Here is a 15,492-nt window from a genome sequence, read left to right on the forward strand (position 1 = left end):
CTTGCAGATGTCACCGACCGGTGGCAAATGTTTTGTCACCAACTGGAGACAATGATTCGCCATGACCCAACGCACCTGGACCGGCCTGGCCACAATGGGCCTCGCCATCGCTTTCAACATTCCCTACGCCGTGCTCGCGGTGATTTTCGATTATCCGGAAATCCTGCGTCTCAGCGCCGCCGACGTGCTCACCCGCTTTGCCGGGGGTGGCGCGCAGCTGCTGATCAGCTGGTACGGCTTCATGCTCGCTGCATTGGCGCTTGTGCCGCTCGGCGCTGCACTGTCGGTTACCGCCGATCGCCTCACCCGTCGCCCCGCGCTCGCGATTGGCGCAGCGATCGCGGCGGGCCTGTCCGGCCTCGCCCAGGCAATCGGCTTGTCACGCTGGGTCTTCGTGGTGCCCGCCTTAGCCCGCGATCACGCCAATCCCGCGTCAACACCCGAAGCGCGCAACGCCTTTGAGCGCAGCTTTGAACTGCTGAACAGCTATGGCGGCGTCGCGATCGGCGAACAGATTGGCCAATGGCTGCTCGCCTTGTTCGTGATCCAGGTCGCCACGATGCAGTGGCAAGAACAGGATCGACCCGCCGCATTGATTGGCATCGCCACGGCCGCATTGATCGCGGTCGGCACCGGCGAAGGGCTGGCGATCGCCCTTGGTGGCTCGGGGGCGCTGTTCTCCATGGCCACCATCACCGGATTTCTGGGCCTCACCATCTGGCTGATCGCCACGGGCATCACCCTGCTGCGCGCGCCCCGCGCCGCCTGACCTGAACAATCAATCCCGTTTTACCCCGCACCGTCACGACGGCCGGTGCCCTGTTTCCGCGCGCCGTCGAAACCCACCACAAAGGACCAAGATCATGAACATGTTTCAAGCCGTATTGCCGATCATCGCCCTGCTGGCGCTGACCACCCCTGCCGCCGCCCAGGAAGCCGACACGATCGACCAAAAAGATGGCGGCGTTCACGGCACCGTCATTGCCGGTATCGGCGCGGTACCTGATTATGAAGGCGCCGACACATACCGCCTCTTCCCACTGCTCGGCGGCAAGATAAATCTCGACAACCGCTATGTCGCGATTGAGGGATTGAGCGCGCGCGCCAACATCCTCAACAGTGACCGTTTCGAATTCGGCCCGGTCGCCCACTTGACGCTGGGTCGCCGCCGCAGGATCGACAGTGCCGCCGTGGCCAGTCTCGGCCGGATCGACGATGCTTATGAAGTTGGCGCCTTTGCCGCGACATCGTTCACGATCGGCGACACTGGTCGTCTGCGGCTGGCGATAGAGGGCGTCCATGATGTCAGCCAAGTTCACAACGGTTGGCTGGGCACCGCGACCATTGGCTATGTCCAGACACTGGGCAGCAAATGGCGTGTTTCCGCCGATGCATCGCTCACCGGGGCAAGCGACGACTATGCCCAGCGCTATTATTCCATCTCGACACTCGGCGCGGCGGCGAGCGGGCTCAACGCCTTCACTGCCCAGGGCGGCATCAAGGATGTCGGCGCGTCGCTGGGGGTTGGCTATCAACTGTCGCCGCGCTGGTCGATCAACGGCTTTGCCAATTACAAGCGCCTGTTGGGCGACGCTGCTGCCAGCCCGGTTGTCGCGCGCGAGGGCTCTGCCAACCAGTTCAGCGGCGGGATCGGCATCGGCTTTTCCTTCTAACACAGGTCTGTAGTAGTGTATTGAACCGCTAACACACTTATGCTATCCTCACGGAATCAACGGGAGGATTACGATGTATAGCGAAAGCGATATTGACGGCGCGGTGGCCGCGGGGGTTCTTTCCCCCGATCAGGCCGCCGCGTTTCGCAACTTCACCGCCAGCGGGCGCTACGCCCCGGCAGTGGACGAAGAGCATTTCAAACTGCTGACCGGCTTTAACGACATTTTCGTCGCGATTGCGCTCAGCCTGTCGCTCGCCGCGATTGCGCAGATCGGCGGCATGGTAACCCCGGCGCTCGGTGGCGCTGGTGTCGCCGTATCGGCCTGGCTGCTGGCGGAGTTTTTCACCCGCCGTCGCCGGATGGCGCTCCCCAGCATCCTGCTGCTGCTCGCCTTTGTCGGCGGTGTCGCTGCAACGATGATCGGCGGGTTGGTCAGCTTGCAGCCCGATCTGCCCGATCGCACCGATGCGGTAATCGGCGCGGGCATTGCGCTGGTGACGGCCGGGGCTGCCTGGGCGCATTGGCGGCGCTTCATGGTGCCGATCACGGTGGCAGCGGGTGCTTTGTCCCTGGTCGGCATGGTGATTGCGCTAACCCTTGCGGCGGTGCCTGCCGCGAAGGACGCCATTTATCCGATCACGTTGGCCGCCGGTGTCGCGGTGTTCCTCGTCGCCATGGGGTGGGACATGTCTGACAAGGAACGCCGCACGCGCCGGTCCGATGTTGCCTTTTGGCTGCACCTCGCTGCGGCGCCGCTGATCGCCCATCCGGTGTTTCAGCTGCTTGGCGTGTTCAACCAGGATGTTGATATTGCCAAGGCGGGGATCGTGCTTGGTTTGTACCTGATCTTCGCCTTTGTTGCGCTGGCGATCGATCGCCGGGCACTGCTGGTTTCCAGTCTCGTCTATGTGCTTTACGCCATGTACGCGCTGTTCCAGAGCGCGGGCGCGGTTGAACTGAGCGCCTCACTCACCGCCTTTGTCATTGGCTCGGCGCTGCTCACTCTTTCAGTCTTTTGGCACCAGATGCGCGGCTTTGTCGTTTCGCTGCTGGGTGGCCTCCGCAATCGACTGCCCCCTGTGCAGACGATGGTACCAGCGTAACGCCATTCCGTTGGTACGAAGCCCCTGCCCCGGCGCCCCCACGGCGCCGGGGCTTTTTTCATTCGGTGACCAGCTTGACCAATCGGCGTTCGACCGGGGCAAGCACGGCGGCCAGATCATGGCCGCGCTTCAGCACGGCTCCACTCTCTCCCACCAGCGCCCACATGCCCTGGCGGTTGCGCAGCATCGGGCGCTTCTCGATCCGAAACTCTGGCCGCTCGGCGGCTCGGCGAAAGGCGGAAAAGACGGCAGCATCGCGGCCCATATCCATCGCATAGTCCCGCCAATGCCCCGCCGCGACCATCCGCCCATAAAGATCAAGGATCCGCGTCAACTCCGCGCGATCGAAACCGACTTGCACGGGCATGCGAGCGGCAGGCAGCGGAAAGGGTGTAACCGTCCCCATCAGGCACTCAACGCCGGGCCATTAGCGCTGATCCTTCAGCGCTGGACTGTTACGCACGATCACGCAGATCCTCATTATCCGCGAGCAACGCATCCAGGCGCTTGCGCAGCGTATCAATCTCACAGCGGAGCAGTTCGACCTTCTGCGTCTCGGGATCGAACATTTCGCTGCACGGCGTGCCATAGGGCACGAAGCTCTTGTCGCTCCGCCCCCCATCGACCATCGTCGCGCGCGCCGGGATGCCAACCATTACCGCGCCGGGCATAACGTCCTTGGTGACGACGGCATTCGCCCCCACCCGCGCGCCCACGCCAATAGTGATCGGCCCCAGCACCTGCGCGCCCGATCCGATAATGACATTATCGAGCAGGGTCGGGTGCCGCTTTCCCGCCACGCCATTGTCCGGGCTGGTGCCGCCCAGCGTTACGCATTGGTAAATGGTAACATTGTCGCCAATTTCGACGGTTTCCCCGATCACCGTGAAGCCATGATCGATAAAGAAATTGCGCCCGATTTTGGCCCCGGGGTGGATATCGATCGCCGTCAGGAATCGCGACAGGTGATTGACGAGACGCGCCAGAAAAAACAGATCGGCCTGATACAAGCTGTGTGCAACCTTGTGCAAGCCAAGCGCCAGCACGCCGGGATAAAGCAGGATTTCCCAGCGTGATCGCGGCGCGGGATCGCGCAGCTTGATCGAATCGAGATAGGCTGTCAGGCGCTCGAACATGAGCCGGGTCCTCTTTTGAACTCGCGCCTATTTAGGCACTCCCCCGGACGAATTCCATAACCGCTTCGTCGCAGTATTTAGTCCAATAAATCCTATCTATCTTGTAGGGTATAATGTCGCTGCCTATTCTTCCTATATCCAAGGGAAGGCGGCCGGCGTGTTTGACGTTTCTCTTATTGATTTCAATGTTATCCTGCCCTTCATCCTGGCCGGATTCGCTGCGCAGGTTATCGATGGCGCACTGGGCATGGCCTTTGGCGTGATCTCAAGCACGTTGCTCGTCAGCCTGCTTGGCGTGTCGCCCGCGCTTGCCTCGGCAAGCGTTCATGCGGTCGAGACCTTTACGACGGCAGCTTCCGGCGCCAGCCATATCTATAACCGCAATGTCGATTGGAAACTGTTCAGGCGGCTCGTCATCCCCGGCATGATCGGCGGTGCGCTGGGGGCTTATGTGCTGAGCAGCATCGATGCATCGATCGCGAAGCCGTTTGTGATGGCCTATCTGGCCGCGATCGGCCTTTATCTGCTGTATCGCGCCTGGCGCGGGCAGACCGAACCGCGCAAGCCGAGGGTTGTCGCGCCGATCGGCTTGATTGGCGGATTTTTGGACGCGGCGGGCGGCGGCGGCTGGGGGCCGGTGGTGACGTCAAACCTGCTCGTTCAAGGCGCGGCGCCACGCACGACGATCGGCACGGTCAACACATCCGAATTCTTCCTGACCGCAACAATTTCGGCAACCTTCATTGCCACGATGGGTTTTGCGGCATTCACGGTTGCCACGCTTGGAATCCTGATCGGTGGGCTCATCGCTGCGCCATTCGGGGCTGTGCTTGCCAAGCGCATGCCCGCGCGGGCGCTGATGGTGATGGTCGGCATGCTGCTGACCATCACGAGTGTCTACACGATCTGGAAGGCGCTGAGCTGATCCCGGGCCGCTCCCCCCGCCAAGGGTCAGTTCAGCGCCGCATGGACCGAAGCAACCGCCTTCATCACTGATGCATAGCGAACGGCATGCTGGATCGTCTCGGCATTCACGCCTGCCTTTTTCAGCACCTGCTCATGGCTGTCGATGCACATCCCGCAGCCGTTCATCGCTGAGACCGCCAGGCAGAACAGCTCGAAATCGGCCTTGTCGATGCCCGGTGCACCGATCACGTTCATGCGCAACTTGGCGGGCATGTTCAGATATTCCTTGTTCCCGGCCAGATGCGTGAAGCGGTAATAAACATTGTTCATCGCCATCACGGCAGCGGCAGCGCGGGCAGCGGTGGCTGCTTCAGCGCTCAGTTTGCCACTGCATTCGGCTTCGACGGCATCGACCAGGGGCTTATAGGCGGAACCATGCGCGCAGGTCAGCAGCAGGCCATATTTGCGCTGGTCGGGCAGCGCCTGTTCGTTGAGCAATGACGATACGTTGAGCCGGATATCCTTGGCGAAGTCAGGCAGCGCACCCGAAAATTCCTTGAGCGACATGGTCGATCAATCTCCTGAAAACGAGTCACCCCGGCGCTGGCCGGGGTGACAAGAAAGCGGGCGGAACCACGCCCGCCTCGCTGGTGGATTAGGCGGCGAGCTGGAGGACGTCGTCGCCCTTGTTCCAGTTGCACGGGCAGAGTTCGTCGGTCTGCAGCGCATCAAGCACGCGCAGCGTTTCCTGCGGGTTGCGGCCGACGTTCAACCCGTTGACCTGCACCGCCTGGATGACATTGTCGGGATCGATGATGAAGGTCGCGCGGTAAGCGACATGCTCATTGGCATCGAGAATGCCGAGCGCCGAGGCCAGCACCGCGCCATTATCCGCCAGCCAGGGGAAATCGGCTGCCGCCAGATCAGGATCCGACTTCCGCCAGGCGAGATGGACATGTGCGGTATCGGTCGATGCGCCGATCAGCACGGCATCACGATCGGCGAAATCATCCTTCAGCGCGGCATAGCCGATGATCTCGGTCGGGCAGACAAAGGTGAAATCTTTTGGCCAGTAAAACAGAATCTTCCACTTGCCCGGGAAGCTATCCTGGCTGAGCGTTTCGCCGGCGGGGAGGGCATGAATGCCCTGCTGAACGGGAACGGTGAAATCGGGCAGCGTATCGCCAACGGTCAACATGGATAGGGACTCCTTTAAATGAACTCGGAGCCAGCCAGGTCCTCTCACGTCCACGGGGCGTGCGCCGCCCTCTCTTCTCGCTCCGCCTATATAAGGCTGTTATTTAACGAGCCAACAGGTTATTTGTTCCGTATTGATTGACTGGAACGATAAATGGCGACGTACCTGCCAACGCTCAAGCAACTGCAATATCTTGTTTCCTTGCAGGAACACGGGCATTTCGGGCGCGCGGCAGAGGCGTGTTTTGTCACACAATCAACGCTGTCAGCCGGCCTGCGTGAACTGGAAACGCTGATTGGCGTCACCCTGGTTGAACGCACCCGTCGGGTCGTCCGCTTTACGCCCTTGGGTGATCGGATAGCCGAAAAGGCGCGACGCGTGCTGCGCGAAGCCGATGAGTTGGGCGATCTGGTGCGCGCGGCCGGGCGGCCGCTATCGGGCGACATGCGGATGAGCGTGATCCCGACGATAGCGCCCTTCATGCTGCCGCGCATCCTGCCAAGATTGCGCACCGACTATCCCGACCTGAAACTCTATCTGCGCGAAGAGCCCAGCGGTGTCGCGTGTGACGGGCTGCATAATGGCCGCACCGATTGCGTGCTGCTGGCATTGCCCTATGCCTGCGGGGAAGTTTCGGTGCAGCCCTTGTTCGATGACCGCTTGTTCGTGGCGTTTCCGGACGGCGAATACACCCCCTGCCCCGCCAGCATCCTTGCCGCTGACATCGACGAACATCGCCTGTTGCTGCTTGAAGACGGGCATTGCCTGAAAGATCATGCGCTATCGGCCTGCAACCGGCCTGAACTGCGCGCCGAGGCCACGATGCTGGGCACGTCGCTGCATACGATCGTCCAGATGGTCGATAATGGGCTGGGGGTAACCATGCTGCCGGAAATGGCGATCACGGCAGGGATATTGGAACACACCAATATTGCCGCCCGGCCACTGGAGGCGGACAATGCGATCCGCCGGATCGCGCTCGTCTGGCGACGCGCATCCCCGCGCGAAAAGGATTTTCTACTGCTGTCGCAAGTGCTCGCCGATGCGCAATCGCTGCCGCGTTAAAGCGCGCCGGATTGGCGCTGCCGCTTTAGCTGCCGCATTAGTTGCCGTTGGCTTTAGCTTCGCTGCCGGTGCACAGCAGTACGACGTCATGATCGCTGTCGGCACTCCCGCGCCGATGCCGACGGCCGACATTGGCAGCACCAACATGCAGGCGAACAAGAAAATCGCCGAAAATGTCGCTGCCGCACCGAATTTGTCGGCGCTTTTCGCCGCCGTGCAAGCCGCCGGGCTGATCGATACGCTGATCAATCCTGGGCCGTTGACGCTATTCGCGCCAACCAATGCCGCCTTTGCCCGCCTCCCACCCGGCACGGTGGAGATGCTGCTGAAACCCGAGAACAAAGCGGCGCTGGTCAGAATATTGCGCTACCATATCGTGGCCGGCGCGATCACTACCGAGCAGATCCGCGAACGGGTAAAGGCTGGCGGCGGCAAGGCGCGCTACACCAGTATCGACGGCGAGCCGCTGGTGATCCAAATCATCCATGACGCAATCAGCATCACCGACGCCAATGGCAACAAGAGCTATATCGAAACCGCCAATCTCCGCCAGGCCAATGGCGTGGTGCATATCGTGGGCGGCGTATTGCTCCCCAAGCTGGATTGAGTGACGAGCTACGCCGTAATGAAGAACGCGGTGCACTATTGGAGCATTTGACGCGCGCAATTGTGAACATTGTCGCCCGACCGTCACGCCAGATTCCAGATTGGCTCACTTTCCAAATATAACCCCAATTGCAGACGTCAGCCAGAAACGATATCATTGGCAAATGAAAGATCTGGGCAGTTATCCAACATGGATTTTGGTCGCGCTTGGGATCATATCGCTTGTGCTCGGGCTCGTCAGCAGTTTCGCGCTCGGCACCAATGGATTACCAGTGGGCATGGGGTTCATTATAACTGCGATCATATTAATCACCTCCCCATTGAAGCGTTCAAAAACGAAATAATCGGTTGCCAAGGAGGGGCTGTTTTCCAACCATCCGCCTGAGCGCACTGAATCGCAGCGCAGCGCAATCCCTACCCAGCCCGCCAGCGATCAGCCGCTGCATCATCGCTAGCACGCGGCTCCACCCAGCGGGCATCGCTGCCGCGCAGCTCACGCTTCCAAAAGGGCGCGTCGGTCTTCAGCCGGTCGATCAGGAAGGCGCAGGCGTCAAGCGCAGCACCGCGATGGGCGGCGGCGGTGCCGACAAACACGACCCGGTCGCCGGGAACCATCGGCCCGACCCGGTGGATGATCTCGACGGCAATGAGCGACCAGCGCGCGCGCGCTTCGACCGCAAGAGCTTCCAGCGCTGCTTCGGTTGCCCCCGGATAATGCTCTAGCTCCAGCACGGAAACGCCATCATCGCCGCGCACCAGGCCGGTAAAGCTCGCCACCGCGCCCGCCCCCGGTGCCTCAAGCCCGGCAAGCGCTGCCGCCGTATCGATCGGCTCGGCCTGCACGCGAACCGCCATCATCCGCCCGTCACCGGTGGGAAAATGGCGATTTCGCGGGCCCCTTCGATGGGCGCGTCGAGCGGACCGAAGCGCTGATCGATCGCCGCCCGCAACCGCGCGCGATCGGCAAAGGCGGCGGCATGGCCGGCGCTTCGACCGGCTAGCCAATCGATCAGATCGGCCACCGTCGCCAGGCCTTCGGGCGGCGAGACGCTTTCATGGCCACGGCCAATCTGTTCGCGGACCCAAGCGAAATAGAGCATCTCGACCGCCATCGCCGTCAATCCATATGCTTCAGGCCGACGCGCAGATAATCCCAGCCCGTGATCACCGTCAGCCCAGCCGCCAGCCAAAGGGCTGACAGACTAGCCAGCTTGATCCAGGCCGCTGCCGGCAGCGCCCCGGCCAGGATCAGCCCGCCAAAGGCAATGATCTGCAGCGCGGTCTTCCATTTGGCGAGCTGCGATACCGGCACCGAGACGCGGAGCTGCGCCAAAAACTCCCGCAAGCCAGATACCGCAATCTCGCGCAGCAGGATGACGAGGGCTGCAACCTTGTGCAGCCCGGCGATATCGCCCGTCCCCACCAGCAGCAGAATAACCGCGGCGATCATGATCTTGTCGGCAATCGGATCGAGAAATATGCCAAGCTTGGATACGGTGCCCTGTGCACGCGCCAGATAGCCATCGAAATAATCGGTGATGCCCATCAGGCAGTACAGGCCGAAGCCGATCGCATAGCCAAGCCGCCAATCGGGCCACCACAACAGGGCAGCGAGCAACGGCACGGCAAGGATCCGCGACAGGGTCAACAAATTGGGCAAGGTCAACATTGCGGGCCGCTCTACGCCTGTCATGGGCCGACGCAAACCCCACCCGGCGGGCGCATGTACATTATCCGATTGCCGGTTTCCGCGCCGCTCGGCTATGGCCTTGTCACAGTCTTGCCATTTTGAGGTACGGTTTTTCCATGTTGAATGCGCTCGGGCTCCTGAAGAAGCGCAGATTTCTGCCCCTTTTTGTCACTCAGTTCCTCGGCGCCTTTAACGACAATCTGTTCAAGACCTCGATGGTGCTGTTCGCGACGTACCAGATTTATAACGATCCCAAGATCGAGCAAAATTTCAATGCGATTGCGACAGCGATCGGCATTTTGCCGTTTTTCCTGCTCTCGGCGCTGTCCGGCCAGCTCGCGGATACGCACGACAAGGCAAAGATTATCCGGATCGTGAAGACCGCCGAAATTTTGATCATGATCGTCGGTTCGGCAGGCCTGCTGTTGGCGCATGGTGGCTATGCCACCCCCGGCCTGGCGCTGATGCTCATCGCGGTGCTGGGGCTTGGCATTCATTCGGCGTTTTTTGGGCCAATCAAATACGCCATTCTGCCCCAGCATCTGCACGAAGACGAAGTGCTGGGCGGCACCGGCCTGGTCGAATCTGCGACCTATCTGGCGATCCTGGCCGGCACGATCGTGGCGGGCTTGCTCGCGGCCCAGCCGGCCGAGTGGACCGTGATCACGGTACTTGTCGTGGCGCTGATCGGCTGGGTCACCGCACTGTTCGTGCCAGCAGCGCTGCGCGCCGGGCCAGAGCTAAAAATCAACTACAACCCCTTTACCTCATCCTGGCGCGTGATCAGCGCGACGATGCATATCCCCCGCCTGTTCATGACGATTTGCGCGATCAGCTTTTTCTGGTCGATGGGGGCGGTGCTGATCATCATCTTCCCGCCGCTGGTCAAAAATGTGCTCACCTCTGATGAGGCTGTTTCAACCTTTGTGATTGCGCTGTTCTCGGTCGGTGTCGCGGTTGGCTCGGTTGCGATCAACGCGCTGCTCAAGGGACATACCTCAGCGCGCTATGCGCCAGCGTCGGTGTTGGCGATGGGCGCATGCGTCGTGATCTTTTCCTTACTGTGCCGCAGCTGGCCAGCCGCCCCGGCCGGTACACTGTATGATTTGCACAGTTTCATGCAGTTGCCGCGCGGCATTGCTGTGGTCGCTGCGTTGATCGCGATTGCTGTAACGGGCGGCATGTTCGTGGTGCCGCTCTATGCCTTTTTGACGACGACCGTCACCAAGGATCAGACCGCGCGGACCGTCGCTGCCAATAATGTCGTCAATGCCGGCGCCATGGTGCTGGGCGCCGTTGGTGTGCAGGGGTTAGCGCTTGCCGGTGTCGGCCCTAGCGACATGCTGTTCGTGGTCGCGGTGATGTGCCCGATATCGGCATGGCTGGGCTATAAACTGCACCTGCTCTGTGACGACATCCCGGCGACCTAACGCCTGCCAGGCCAGCTCCAGGCGATAACGCCTATAAAATCAGCGTATAGATGCAGATGAAGAATGCGGTGAAGCTGAGCGCAAACAGCTTCAGCTCATCCTCCCCCTTTGCCGCAGCGGCCAGCGCCTTGGGCGCAGAGCGCTTGGTTCCCACCATCCGGCGGATCGGGTGGCCATGGGCCGGGGCGGATGCGATTGATCTGAATGCCATGCGCTGAAGTTAACGCGATGTTTACGATTATTGCCAGCATTCAAGATGGTTAAGCAGTGTTACGCTTTGGTACAACGGCAGCGGCAATGCTGCCTGTGGTGTAAAGAAGTATTGCTTGATTCGCTTTGGGAACCGCACTCCGTTGACGCTCCGGAACGCTCCCCCTACTTCTGTTCGATGAAACTAGGCGATCTTGTATGACGGCCCCAACGATTCTGCTGGTTGAAGATGACCCAGCGCTTCGCACGCTTACCACCCGAGCGCTGCAGGAAAACGGCTATACCGTCCGCCCTGCGGCCGCCGCTCCCGAAATGTGGTTGGCCTTTGATCAAGGGCCGGTTGATCTCGTGCTGCTCGATATCATGCTGCCCGGCACCAACGGCATCGATCTGTGCCGGTCGCTGCGCCAGCAAAGCGATGTGCCGATCATTTTCATCAGCGCCAGGGGGAGCGAGACCGACCGGGTCGTCGGTCTTGAGCTGGGCGCGGACGATTACATTGCCAAACCCTTTGGAACGCGTGAGCTCGTCGCGCGCGTCCGCGCAGTGCTGCGCCGTCCCGCGCTTGACCGGGGCAAGGGCGATGGCGAAGCCAAAACCATTGTTTTTGATGGGTGGGTGGTTGACCTGCCCCGCCGCGAATTACGCTCACCCAGCGGTGCCAGCGTCGATCTGACCGGCGCAGAGTTCGATCTGCTGGTAACATTGCTTGATCACGCCCAGCGCGTGATCGCCCGTGATCGGCTGATCGAATTGTCGCGGACCCGGCTTGGCGACAGTTCGGATCGCAGCATCGACGTGTTGATCAGCCGGTTGCGCCGCAAGCTTTCCAGCGCCGGCCGTGATGCGCCGATCATCACGGTGCGCGGGATTGGGTATATGCTGAACGTCCCTGTCGAGCGTCGTTGATCAAGTTCGTCCGTCCATCGCCCGGGGTCCTTGGGCAGATTGTGGCGATCCTGCTGCTGACGGTGATTATCGAATTCGGCATCAGCACAATCCTTTACGAGCGCGACAGCCAATTTTCGGTGCGCGATGACGAAGCGCGCCGCATTGCCGAACATCTGGCGATCACCCAGCAACTGGTGTCCGCAGCACCCGTCGCCCAACGGCCGCAGCTTGCGGCATCGCTGAGCACCGGCCACTATCTGGTCCAGTGGCAGACTACACCGCACCCGCCGCCGCCATCGGCAACGGCGCTCGCTGGGATGACAAAGCAAATTGTGGCATGGGAACCGACGCTGGGCAGCACTGACCTGCGGATTTGGCTCGAATCGCCAGGCCGCAAATCCGTGGTCACGGGCGGGCTTCACCTCGCCGACCATAGCTGGCTGTATTTTCGCACCCAGGAACCTGTCGCCAATGTGCGCGTCATTACCGAACGGGTCCTGCTCGCGCTGGCACCAGCAATTGCCCTGGTGCTGATGGCGGGTTTGCTGATGCAACGGACATTGCAGCCGCTGCGCCGGTTGGCAGCCGCCGCCGACCAAACCGGCAGCGGCGTCGAAGTCTATGTCAAGGAAGAAGGGCCAACCGATGTCGCGCAGGTGATTCGCGCCTTTAATGGCATGCAAAGCCGTATCCATGGGCTGATCAACGATCGCACTCAGGCGCTGTTCGCGGTCGGTCATGATCTGCGGACGCCGCTTTCGCGGCTTAAGCTGCGCGCCGATGGCGTTCAGGAGCAACAAGTACGCGACGCGATCCGCGAAGATATTGATGAAATGGAAGCGATGGTTTCATCGTTGCTCGCCTATTTGGGCGGCGACGAGGATCCAGAAACGCCAACCCGCGTCGACCTTGCGGTAAAATGCGCGACTATTGCCGATGATGCGACCGATCATGGCGCCAATGTCAGCTATGTCGGCCCTGATCATCTTGAGGTGATGATCCGTCGATCGGCAATCAAGCGCGCCATCACCAATCTTGTCGATAATGGCCTGCACCACGGATCATCGGTGATGCTGACGCTGCAAGACGATGGCGATGCGATCCGCCTCTATGTTGAAGATAACGGGCCCGGCATCCCGCCCGACAAGCTGGCTGATGTCCTTAAACCCTTTGTCAGGCTCGACACCGCCCGCCAGCGCGACACCGTCGGCTTTGGCCTCGGGCTATCAATCGTCTCGCGCGCCGTTGAGGATGAGGGCGGGACGATGACGCTATCGAACCGCGCCGAAGGCGGGCTGCGTGCGGAGATCTACCTCCCCATGGCCAAGGCGGTTACGCGGGCGCAGCCAGCGTCTTCAAGGCGATCAGTGGATCGGCCAGCTGGATCGGATCGGGTGACAGCCCCGTCGTAATGCCAGCAACCACCAACGCCCGCCCCGCGACATAATCCTTGATCATGTTGACGCAATCCAGCGCGATCACATGCCCATCACGCAAATAGATGACCGAGAAGCTGCGCGTGGCGGGGTCCCCACGCACCAGCACATGATCATAGCCCGTCGATAGACCGACCGTCTGCAACTTCAGATCATATTGGTTGGACCAGAACCACGGCACTGCGTCATAGCCATCAGTACCGCCCATGATCGCCTTGGCGGCAATTGTTGCCTGATCATTGGCATTTTGGACCGATTCCAGCCGGATCACCGCGCCCCCGGCGAAGCGATTGGCATGGGCCGCGCAATCGCCAATCGCGAAGATATCGGGCAGGCTGGTGCGGCACTGCGCATCAACCAGCACACCATTGCCCCCTGCGGCACCTGCCTCCAGCAGCGGCGCGACAGCGGGAATGATGCCGATCCCCACCACCACCATGTCGCAACCGATCAGCTCGCCGTCCGTCAGCCGGACGCCAATTGCCCGGCCGTTCGCGCCCTCAATCGCCTCGACCATCGCGCCCAACCGCACATCGACGCCGTGCGCGCGATGTTCGGCTTCGAAAAAGCGCGACAGCGGTTCCCCGGCGACACGGGCCAGCACGCGATCAAGCGCTTCGACCACCGTCACCTGCTTGCCGAGCTTGCTGAGCACTGCCGCCGCTTCAAGCCCGATATAGCCGCCGCCAATGACGACGACCCGGCTTACCGACGCCAATTCAGCGATCTGCTGATCCACATCAGCGCGACTGCGGACATAATGGACGCCCGCCACCTCTGCCCCCGGACAAGTCAGCTTTCGCGGCGCGCCGCCGGTCGCCCAGATGAGCGTGCGATAGCCGAATGATTGGCCATCCTCGGTCGTGACCCGATGCTCCTCTGGCAGCACTGCGTTGACCCGCATGCCCAGCCGAAAATCGATCTGCCGTTCTGACCAGAACGCCGCTGGGCGGATCAGTAGTCGTTCAAAGGGCTTGTCGCCAGCCAGATAATCTTTCGACAGCGGCGGCCGTTCATAGGGCAGTTCGGGCTCTTCGCCGATAATCGCTATTGAGCCGGTAAAGCCCTGTTGCCTGAGCGCAATCGCCGCCTGCGCGCCGCCATGCCCTGCCCCGACGATGACTATATCTGCCTGATCCACACCGCATCCTCTACCAATTGTTCTGCCGCTATCCTTGGTTGGACAGCGGATCGCAAGCCGCGCTAGGCGACCAGCCCGATGTCCTGCCAATGCTCGGCGAGCACGCCGAGCATCCTGGGCATGACCGCAAATTGCTTTGGCCGAACAAACTGAAATACCCCGATCTGGCCCGCCATCGCCGCGCTCGCCTGGAGATAGCTGGATTTACGCCCCATGCGTTGCATCAGCACCGGGCGATAAGCATTGGCAACCAGCAGCGCGGTGCGATCGGCCAGATTAGGAATCTTGACCTCAATTGCCGCCCCAGAATCGCTTTCGGACAATTGATAAATCGCGCCGATCGCCAGAGCGTCCTCGCTCCGCTGGGCGGGATCGACATAAAATTTGTTGGGATTGATCGGCACCGCGCCTTGCCGTCGCCCGTCCAGCGCCAGCGCCGCGATCGAGGGCGTCCATAATTTCAATTGGCGCCCATCAGGTCGAAGCATCGGCCGCGATGCCGTATCCAGGGCAATCGCGCATTGATCGTCGGATAGCAGCGGGTATCCCTGTTCAGCAAGCGCCGCGGCGAGCGTCGATTTGCCAGCGCCCGATCGCCCGCAAAACAGCACGGCGCACCCGCCAACCGCAATCGCGCTGGCATGCAGAACGATGTCGCCCCGCTGATGGAGCAGCACCGCAAAGACCGTACCGACCAGGAACATCGTCAGTTCTTCCGGCGCGGCATCGGGTTCAGCAGCATAATGGATCATGCTGCCGCCTTCGATCAGGAAGCGCCCAATGCCGGGACGCAGCGACAACGCCTGGGTCGCGCCAAGCTGCAATCGCGGCCGCAGTAGCACGGGATCAGGGAGCATGGTTGGCACGACGCCGGCCGCGATGGTCACATCGGGCGGCGCATCGCTTGCCAGTCGGCGCAACCCGGGCAGGGCAAGATCGCTTTGAACAGTTAATCCCGAAACACGGTATCGATAGACCGGCGGTCGATCGCCAGGTTCAGCCATG

At 61.3% G+C, this 15,492-nt stretch carries 19 protein-coding genes; 9 read left to right on the forward strand and 10 right to left on the reverse strand.

All coding sequences use genetic code 11. From position 1 onward, the window contains the following. The first annotated feature begins 61 nt into the window (after positions 1-61). The 3 genes from B7Y43_RS14730 to B7Y43_RS14740 all read left to right on the forward strand — a co-directional run bounded on the left by B7Y43_RS14730 (position 62) and on the right by B7Y43_RS14740 (position 2,778). Positions 62-769 carry a DUF4386 family protein gene (locus B7Y43_RS14730; protein WP_374132427.1) on the forward strand — a complete coding sequence of 236 codons (708 nt, stop codon included), beginning with the start codon at positions 62-64 and terminating at the stop codon, positions 767-769. A gap of 94 nt (positions 770-863) precedes the next feature. Next, positions 864-1,673 (forward strand): MipA/OmpV family protein, encoded by an 810-nt coding sequence (locus B7Y43_RS14735; RefSeq protein ID WP_374132428.1) that lies wholly within the window; start codon positions 864-866, stop codon positions 1,671-1,673. Positions 1,674-1,746: 73 nt separating this feature from the next. Beyond that, positions 1,747-2,778 (forward strand): hypothetical protein, encoded by a 1,032-nt coding sequence (locus B7Y43_RS14740; RefSeq protein ID WP_374132429.1) that lies wholly within the window; start codon positions 1,747-1,749, stop codon positions 2,776-2,778. A gap of 58 nt (positions 2,779-2,836) precedes the next feature. On the opposite strand, the gene B7Y43_RS14745 is transcribed toward B7Y43_RS14740, so the two are convergent. Together B7Y43_RS14745 and epsC are read right to left on the reverse strand one after the other, a co-directional pair. Then, a complete protein-coding gene (locus B7Y43_RS14745; protein WP_374132430.1) occupies positions 2,837-3,184 on the reverse strand; it encodes a DUF2794 domain-containing protein in 348 nt (115 codons plus the stop codon). 49 nt (positions 3,185-3,233) lie between these two features. Continuing rightward, positions 3,234-3,914 (reverse strand): serine O-acetyltransferase EpsC, encoded by a 681-nt coding sequence (gene epsC / locus B7Y43_RS14750; RefSeq protein WP_374132431.1) that lies wholly within the window; start codon positions 3,912-3,914, stop codon positions 3,234-3,236. A gap of 157 nt (positions 3,915-4,071) precedes the next feature. Between epsC and B7Y43_RS14755 the strand changes: the two genes are divergently transcribed. After that, positions 4,072-4,839 (forward strand): sulfite exporter TauE/SafE family protein, encoded by a 768-nt coding sequence (locus B7Y43_RS14755; RefSeq protein WP_374132432.1) that lies wholly within the window; start codon positions 4,072-4,074, stop codon positions 4,837-4,839. A gap of 26 nt (positions 4,840-4,865) precedes the next feature. On the opposite strand, the gene B7Y43_RS14760 is transcribed toward B7Y43_RS14755, so the two are convergent. Then, complete coding sequence (locus tag B7Y43_RS14760) at positions 4,866-5,387, reverse strand: carboxymuconolactone decarboxylase family protein (protein WP_374132433.1); 522 nt, start codon at positions 5,385-5,387, stop codon at positions 4,866-4,868. 88 nt (positions 5,388-5,475) lie between these two features. Continuing rightward, a complete protein-coding gene (locus tag B7Y43_RS14765; protein WP_374132434.1) occupies positions 5,476-6,018 on the reverse strand; it encodes a peroxiredoxin in 543 nt (180 codons plus the stop codon). 153 nt (positions 6,019-6,171) lie between these two features. Here B7Y43_RS14765 and B7Y43_RS14770 point away from each other — a divergent pair, with 153 nt between their 5' ends. Together B7Y43_RS14770 and B7Y43_RS14775 are read left to right on the forward strand one after the other, a co-directional pair. Then, the gene (locus B7Y43_RS14770; protein ID WP_374132435.1) at positions 6,172-7,083 is read left to right on the forward strand and encodes a hydrogen peroxide-inducible genes activator; all 912 of its coding nucleotides are present in this window, start codon (positions 6,172-6,174) and stop codon (positions 7,081-7,083) included. Positions 7,084-7,171: 88 nt separating this feature from the next. Continuing rightward, positions 7,172-7,690: a fasciclin domain-containing protein gene (locus B7Y43_RS14775; RefSeq protein WP_374132436.1), complete on the forward strand. Its 519-nt coding sequence runs from the start codon at positions 7,172-7,174 to the stop codon at positions 7,688-7,690. A 413-nt stretch (positions 7,691-8,103) separates the two neighbouring features. Here the strand turns inward: B7Y43_RS14775 and B7Y43_RS14780 are convergent, their stop codons facing one another. From B7Y43_RS14780 to pgsA, 3 genes are read right to left on the reverse strand one after another with little or no spacing between them, the layout of a single operon-like run. Next, positions 8,104-8,547 (reverse strand): molybdenum cofactor biosynthesis protein MoaE, encoded by a 444-nt coding sequence (locus tag B7Y43_RS14780; RefSeq protein ID WP_374132437.1) that lies wholly within the window; start codon positions 8,545-8,547, stop codon positions 8,104-8,106. Continuing rightward, positions 8,544-8,801, reverse strand: coding sequence for a MoaD/ThiS family protein (moaD, locus tag B7Y43_RS14785; protein WP_374132438.1), 258 nt, complete (start codon positions 8,799-8,801; stop codon positions 8,544-8,546). Before moaD ends, B7Y43_RS14780 begins: the two co-directional genes overlap by 4 nt. Positions 8,802-8,806: 5 nt before the next feature. After that, positions 8,807-9,358, reverse strand: a complete 552-nt coding sequence (gene pgsA / locus B7Y43_RS14790) for a CDP-diacylglycerol--glycerol-3-phosphate 3-phosphatidyltransferase (RefSeq protein ID WP_374132439.1) — start codon at positions 9,356-9,358, stop codon at positions 8,807-8,809. A 137-nt stretch (positions 9,359-9,495) separates the two neighbouring features. On the opposite strand from pgsA, the gene B7Y43_RS14795 reads away from it, so the two are divergent. After that, on the forward strand, positions 9,496-10,809 hold the full coding sequence (locus B7Y43_RS14795; RefSeq protein ID WP_374132440.1) for an MFS transporter: 1,314 nt from the start codon (positions 9,496-9,498) through the stop codon (positions 10,807-10,809). Positions 10,810-10,840: 31 nt separating this feature from the next. On the opposite strand, the gene B7Y43_RS14800 is transcribed toward B7Y43_RS14795, so the two are convergent. Further along, on the reverse strand, positions 10,841-11,020 hold the full coding sequence (locus tag B7Y43_RS14800; protein WP_374132441.1) for a hypothetical protein: 180 nt from the start codon (positions 11,018-11,020) through the stop codon (positions 10,841-10,843). Between the two features lie 197 nt (positions 11,021-11,217). Here B7Y43_RS14800 and B7Y43_RS14805 point away from each other — a divergent pair, with 197 nt between their 5' ends. Both B7Y43_RS14805 and B7Y43_RS14810 read left to right on the forward strand, forming a co-directional pair. Continuing rightward, positions 11,218-11,928 carry a response regulator transcription factor gene (locus B7Y43_RS14805; protein WP_374132442.1) on the forward strand — a complete coding sequence of 237 codons (711 nt, stop codon included), beginning with the start codon at positions 11,218-11,220 and terminating at the stop codon, positions 11,926-11,928. After that, on the forward strand, positions 11,925-13,322 hold the full coding sequence (locus B7Y43_RS14810; protein ID WP_374132443.1) for an ATP-binding protein: 1,398 nt from the start codon (positions 11,925-11,927) through the stop codon (positions 13,320-13,322). Before B7Y43_RS14805 ends, B7Y43_RS14810 begins: the two co-directional genes overlap by 4 nt. Here B7Y43_RS14810 and B7Y43_RS14815 read toward each other — a convergent pair. Next, positions 13,243-14,487 carry an NAD(P)/FAD-dependent oxidoreductase gene (locus B7Y43_RS14815; RefSeq protein WP_374132444.1) on the reverse strand — a complete coding sequence of 415 codons (1,245 nt, stop codon included), beginning with the start codon at positions 14,485-14,487 and terminating at the stop codon, positions 13,243-13,245. The genes B7Y43_RS14810 and B7Y43_RS14815 overlap by 80 nt on opposite strands. Before the next feature lie 62 nt (positions 14,488-14,549). After that, entirely contained in the window at positions 14,550-15,491 is a 942-nt protein-coding gene (locus B7Y43_RS14820; protein ID WP_374132445.1) for an HPr kinase/phosphorylase, read from the reverse strand. Between the last annotated feature and the right edge of the window lies 1 nt (position 15,492).

This window comes from Sphingomonas sp. 28-62-20, assembly GCF_002281505.1.

Bases quoted from the DNA above. Each gene is read 5' to 3' on its own strand.
- B7Y43_RS14730 (WP_374132427.1), top strand. From the start codon at position 62: ATGACCCAACGCACCTGGACCGGCCTGGCCACAATGGGCCTCGCCATC.
- B7Y43_RS14735 (WP_374132428.1), top strand. From the start codon at position 864: ATGAACATGTTTCAAGCCGTATTGCCGATCATCGCCCTGCTGGCGCTG.
- B7Y43_RS14740 (WP_374132429.1), top strand. From the start codon at position 1,747: ATGTATAGCGAAAGCGATATTGACGGCGCGGTGGCCGCGGGGGTTCTT.
- B7Y43_RS14745 (WP_374132430.1), bottom strand. From the start codon at position 3,184: ATGGGGACGGTTACACCCTTTCCGCTGCCTGCCGCTCGCATGCCCGTG.
- epsC (WP_374132431.1), bottom strand. From the start codon at position 3,914: ATGTTCGAGCGCCTGACAGCCTATCTCGATTCGATCAAGCTGCGCGAT.
- B7Y43_RS14760 (WP_374132433.1), bottom strand. From the start codon at position 5,387: ATGTCGCTCAAGGAATTTTCGGGTGCGCTGCCTGACTTCGCCAAGGAT.
- B7Y43_RS14765 (WP_374132434.1), bottom strand. From the start codon at position 6,018: ATGTTGACCGTTGGCGATACGCTGCCCGATTTCACCGTTCCCGTTCAG.
- B7Y43_RS14770 (WP_374132435.1), top strand. From the start codon at position 6,172: ATGGCGACGTACCTGCCAACGCTCAAGCAACTGCAATATCTTGTTTCC.
- B7Y43_RS14775 (WP_374132436.1), top strand. From the start codon at position 7,172: ATGATCGCTGTCGGCACTCCCGCGCCGATGCCGACGGCCGACATTGGC.
- B7Y43_RS14780 (WP_374132437.1), bottom strand. From the start codon at position 8,547: ATGATGGCGGTTCGCGTGCAGGCCGAGCCGATCGATACGGCGGCAGCG.
- moaD (WP_374132438.1), bottom strand. From the start codon at position 8,801: ATGGCGGTCGAGATGCTCTATTTCGCTTGGGTCCGCGAACAGATTGGC.
- pgsA (WP_374132439.1), bottom strand. From the start codon at position 9,358: ATGTTGACCTTGCCCAATTTGTTGACCCTGTCGCGGATCCTTGCCGTG.
- B7Y43_RS14795 (WP_374132440.1), top strand. From the start codon at position 9,496: ATGTTGAATGCGCTCGGGCTCCTGAAGAAGCGCAGATTTCTGCCCCTT.
- B7Y43_RS14800 (WP_374132441.1), bottom strand. From the start codon at position 11,020: ATGGCATTCAGATCAATCGCATCCGCCCCGGCCCATGGCCACCCGATC.
- B7Y43_RS14805 (WP_374132442.1), top strand. From the start codon at position 11,218: ATGACGGCCCCAACGATTCTGCTGGTTGAAGATGACCCAGCGCTTCGC.
- B7Y43_RS14820 (WP_374132445.1), bottom strand. From the start codon at position 15,491: ATGGCTGAACCTGGCGATCGACCGCCGGTCTATCGATACCGTGTTTCG.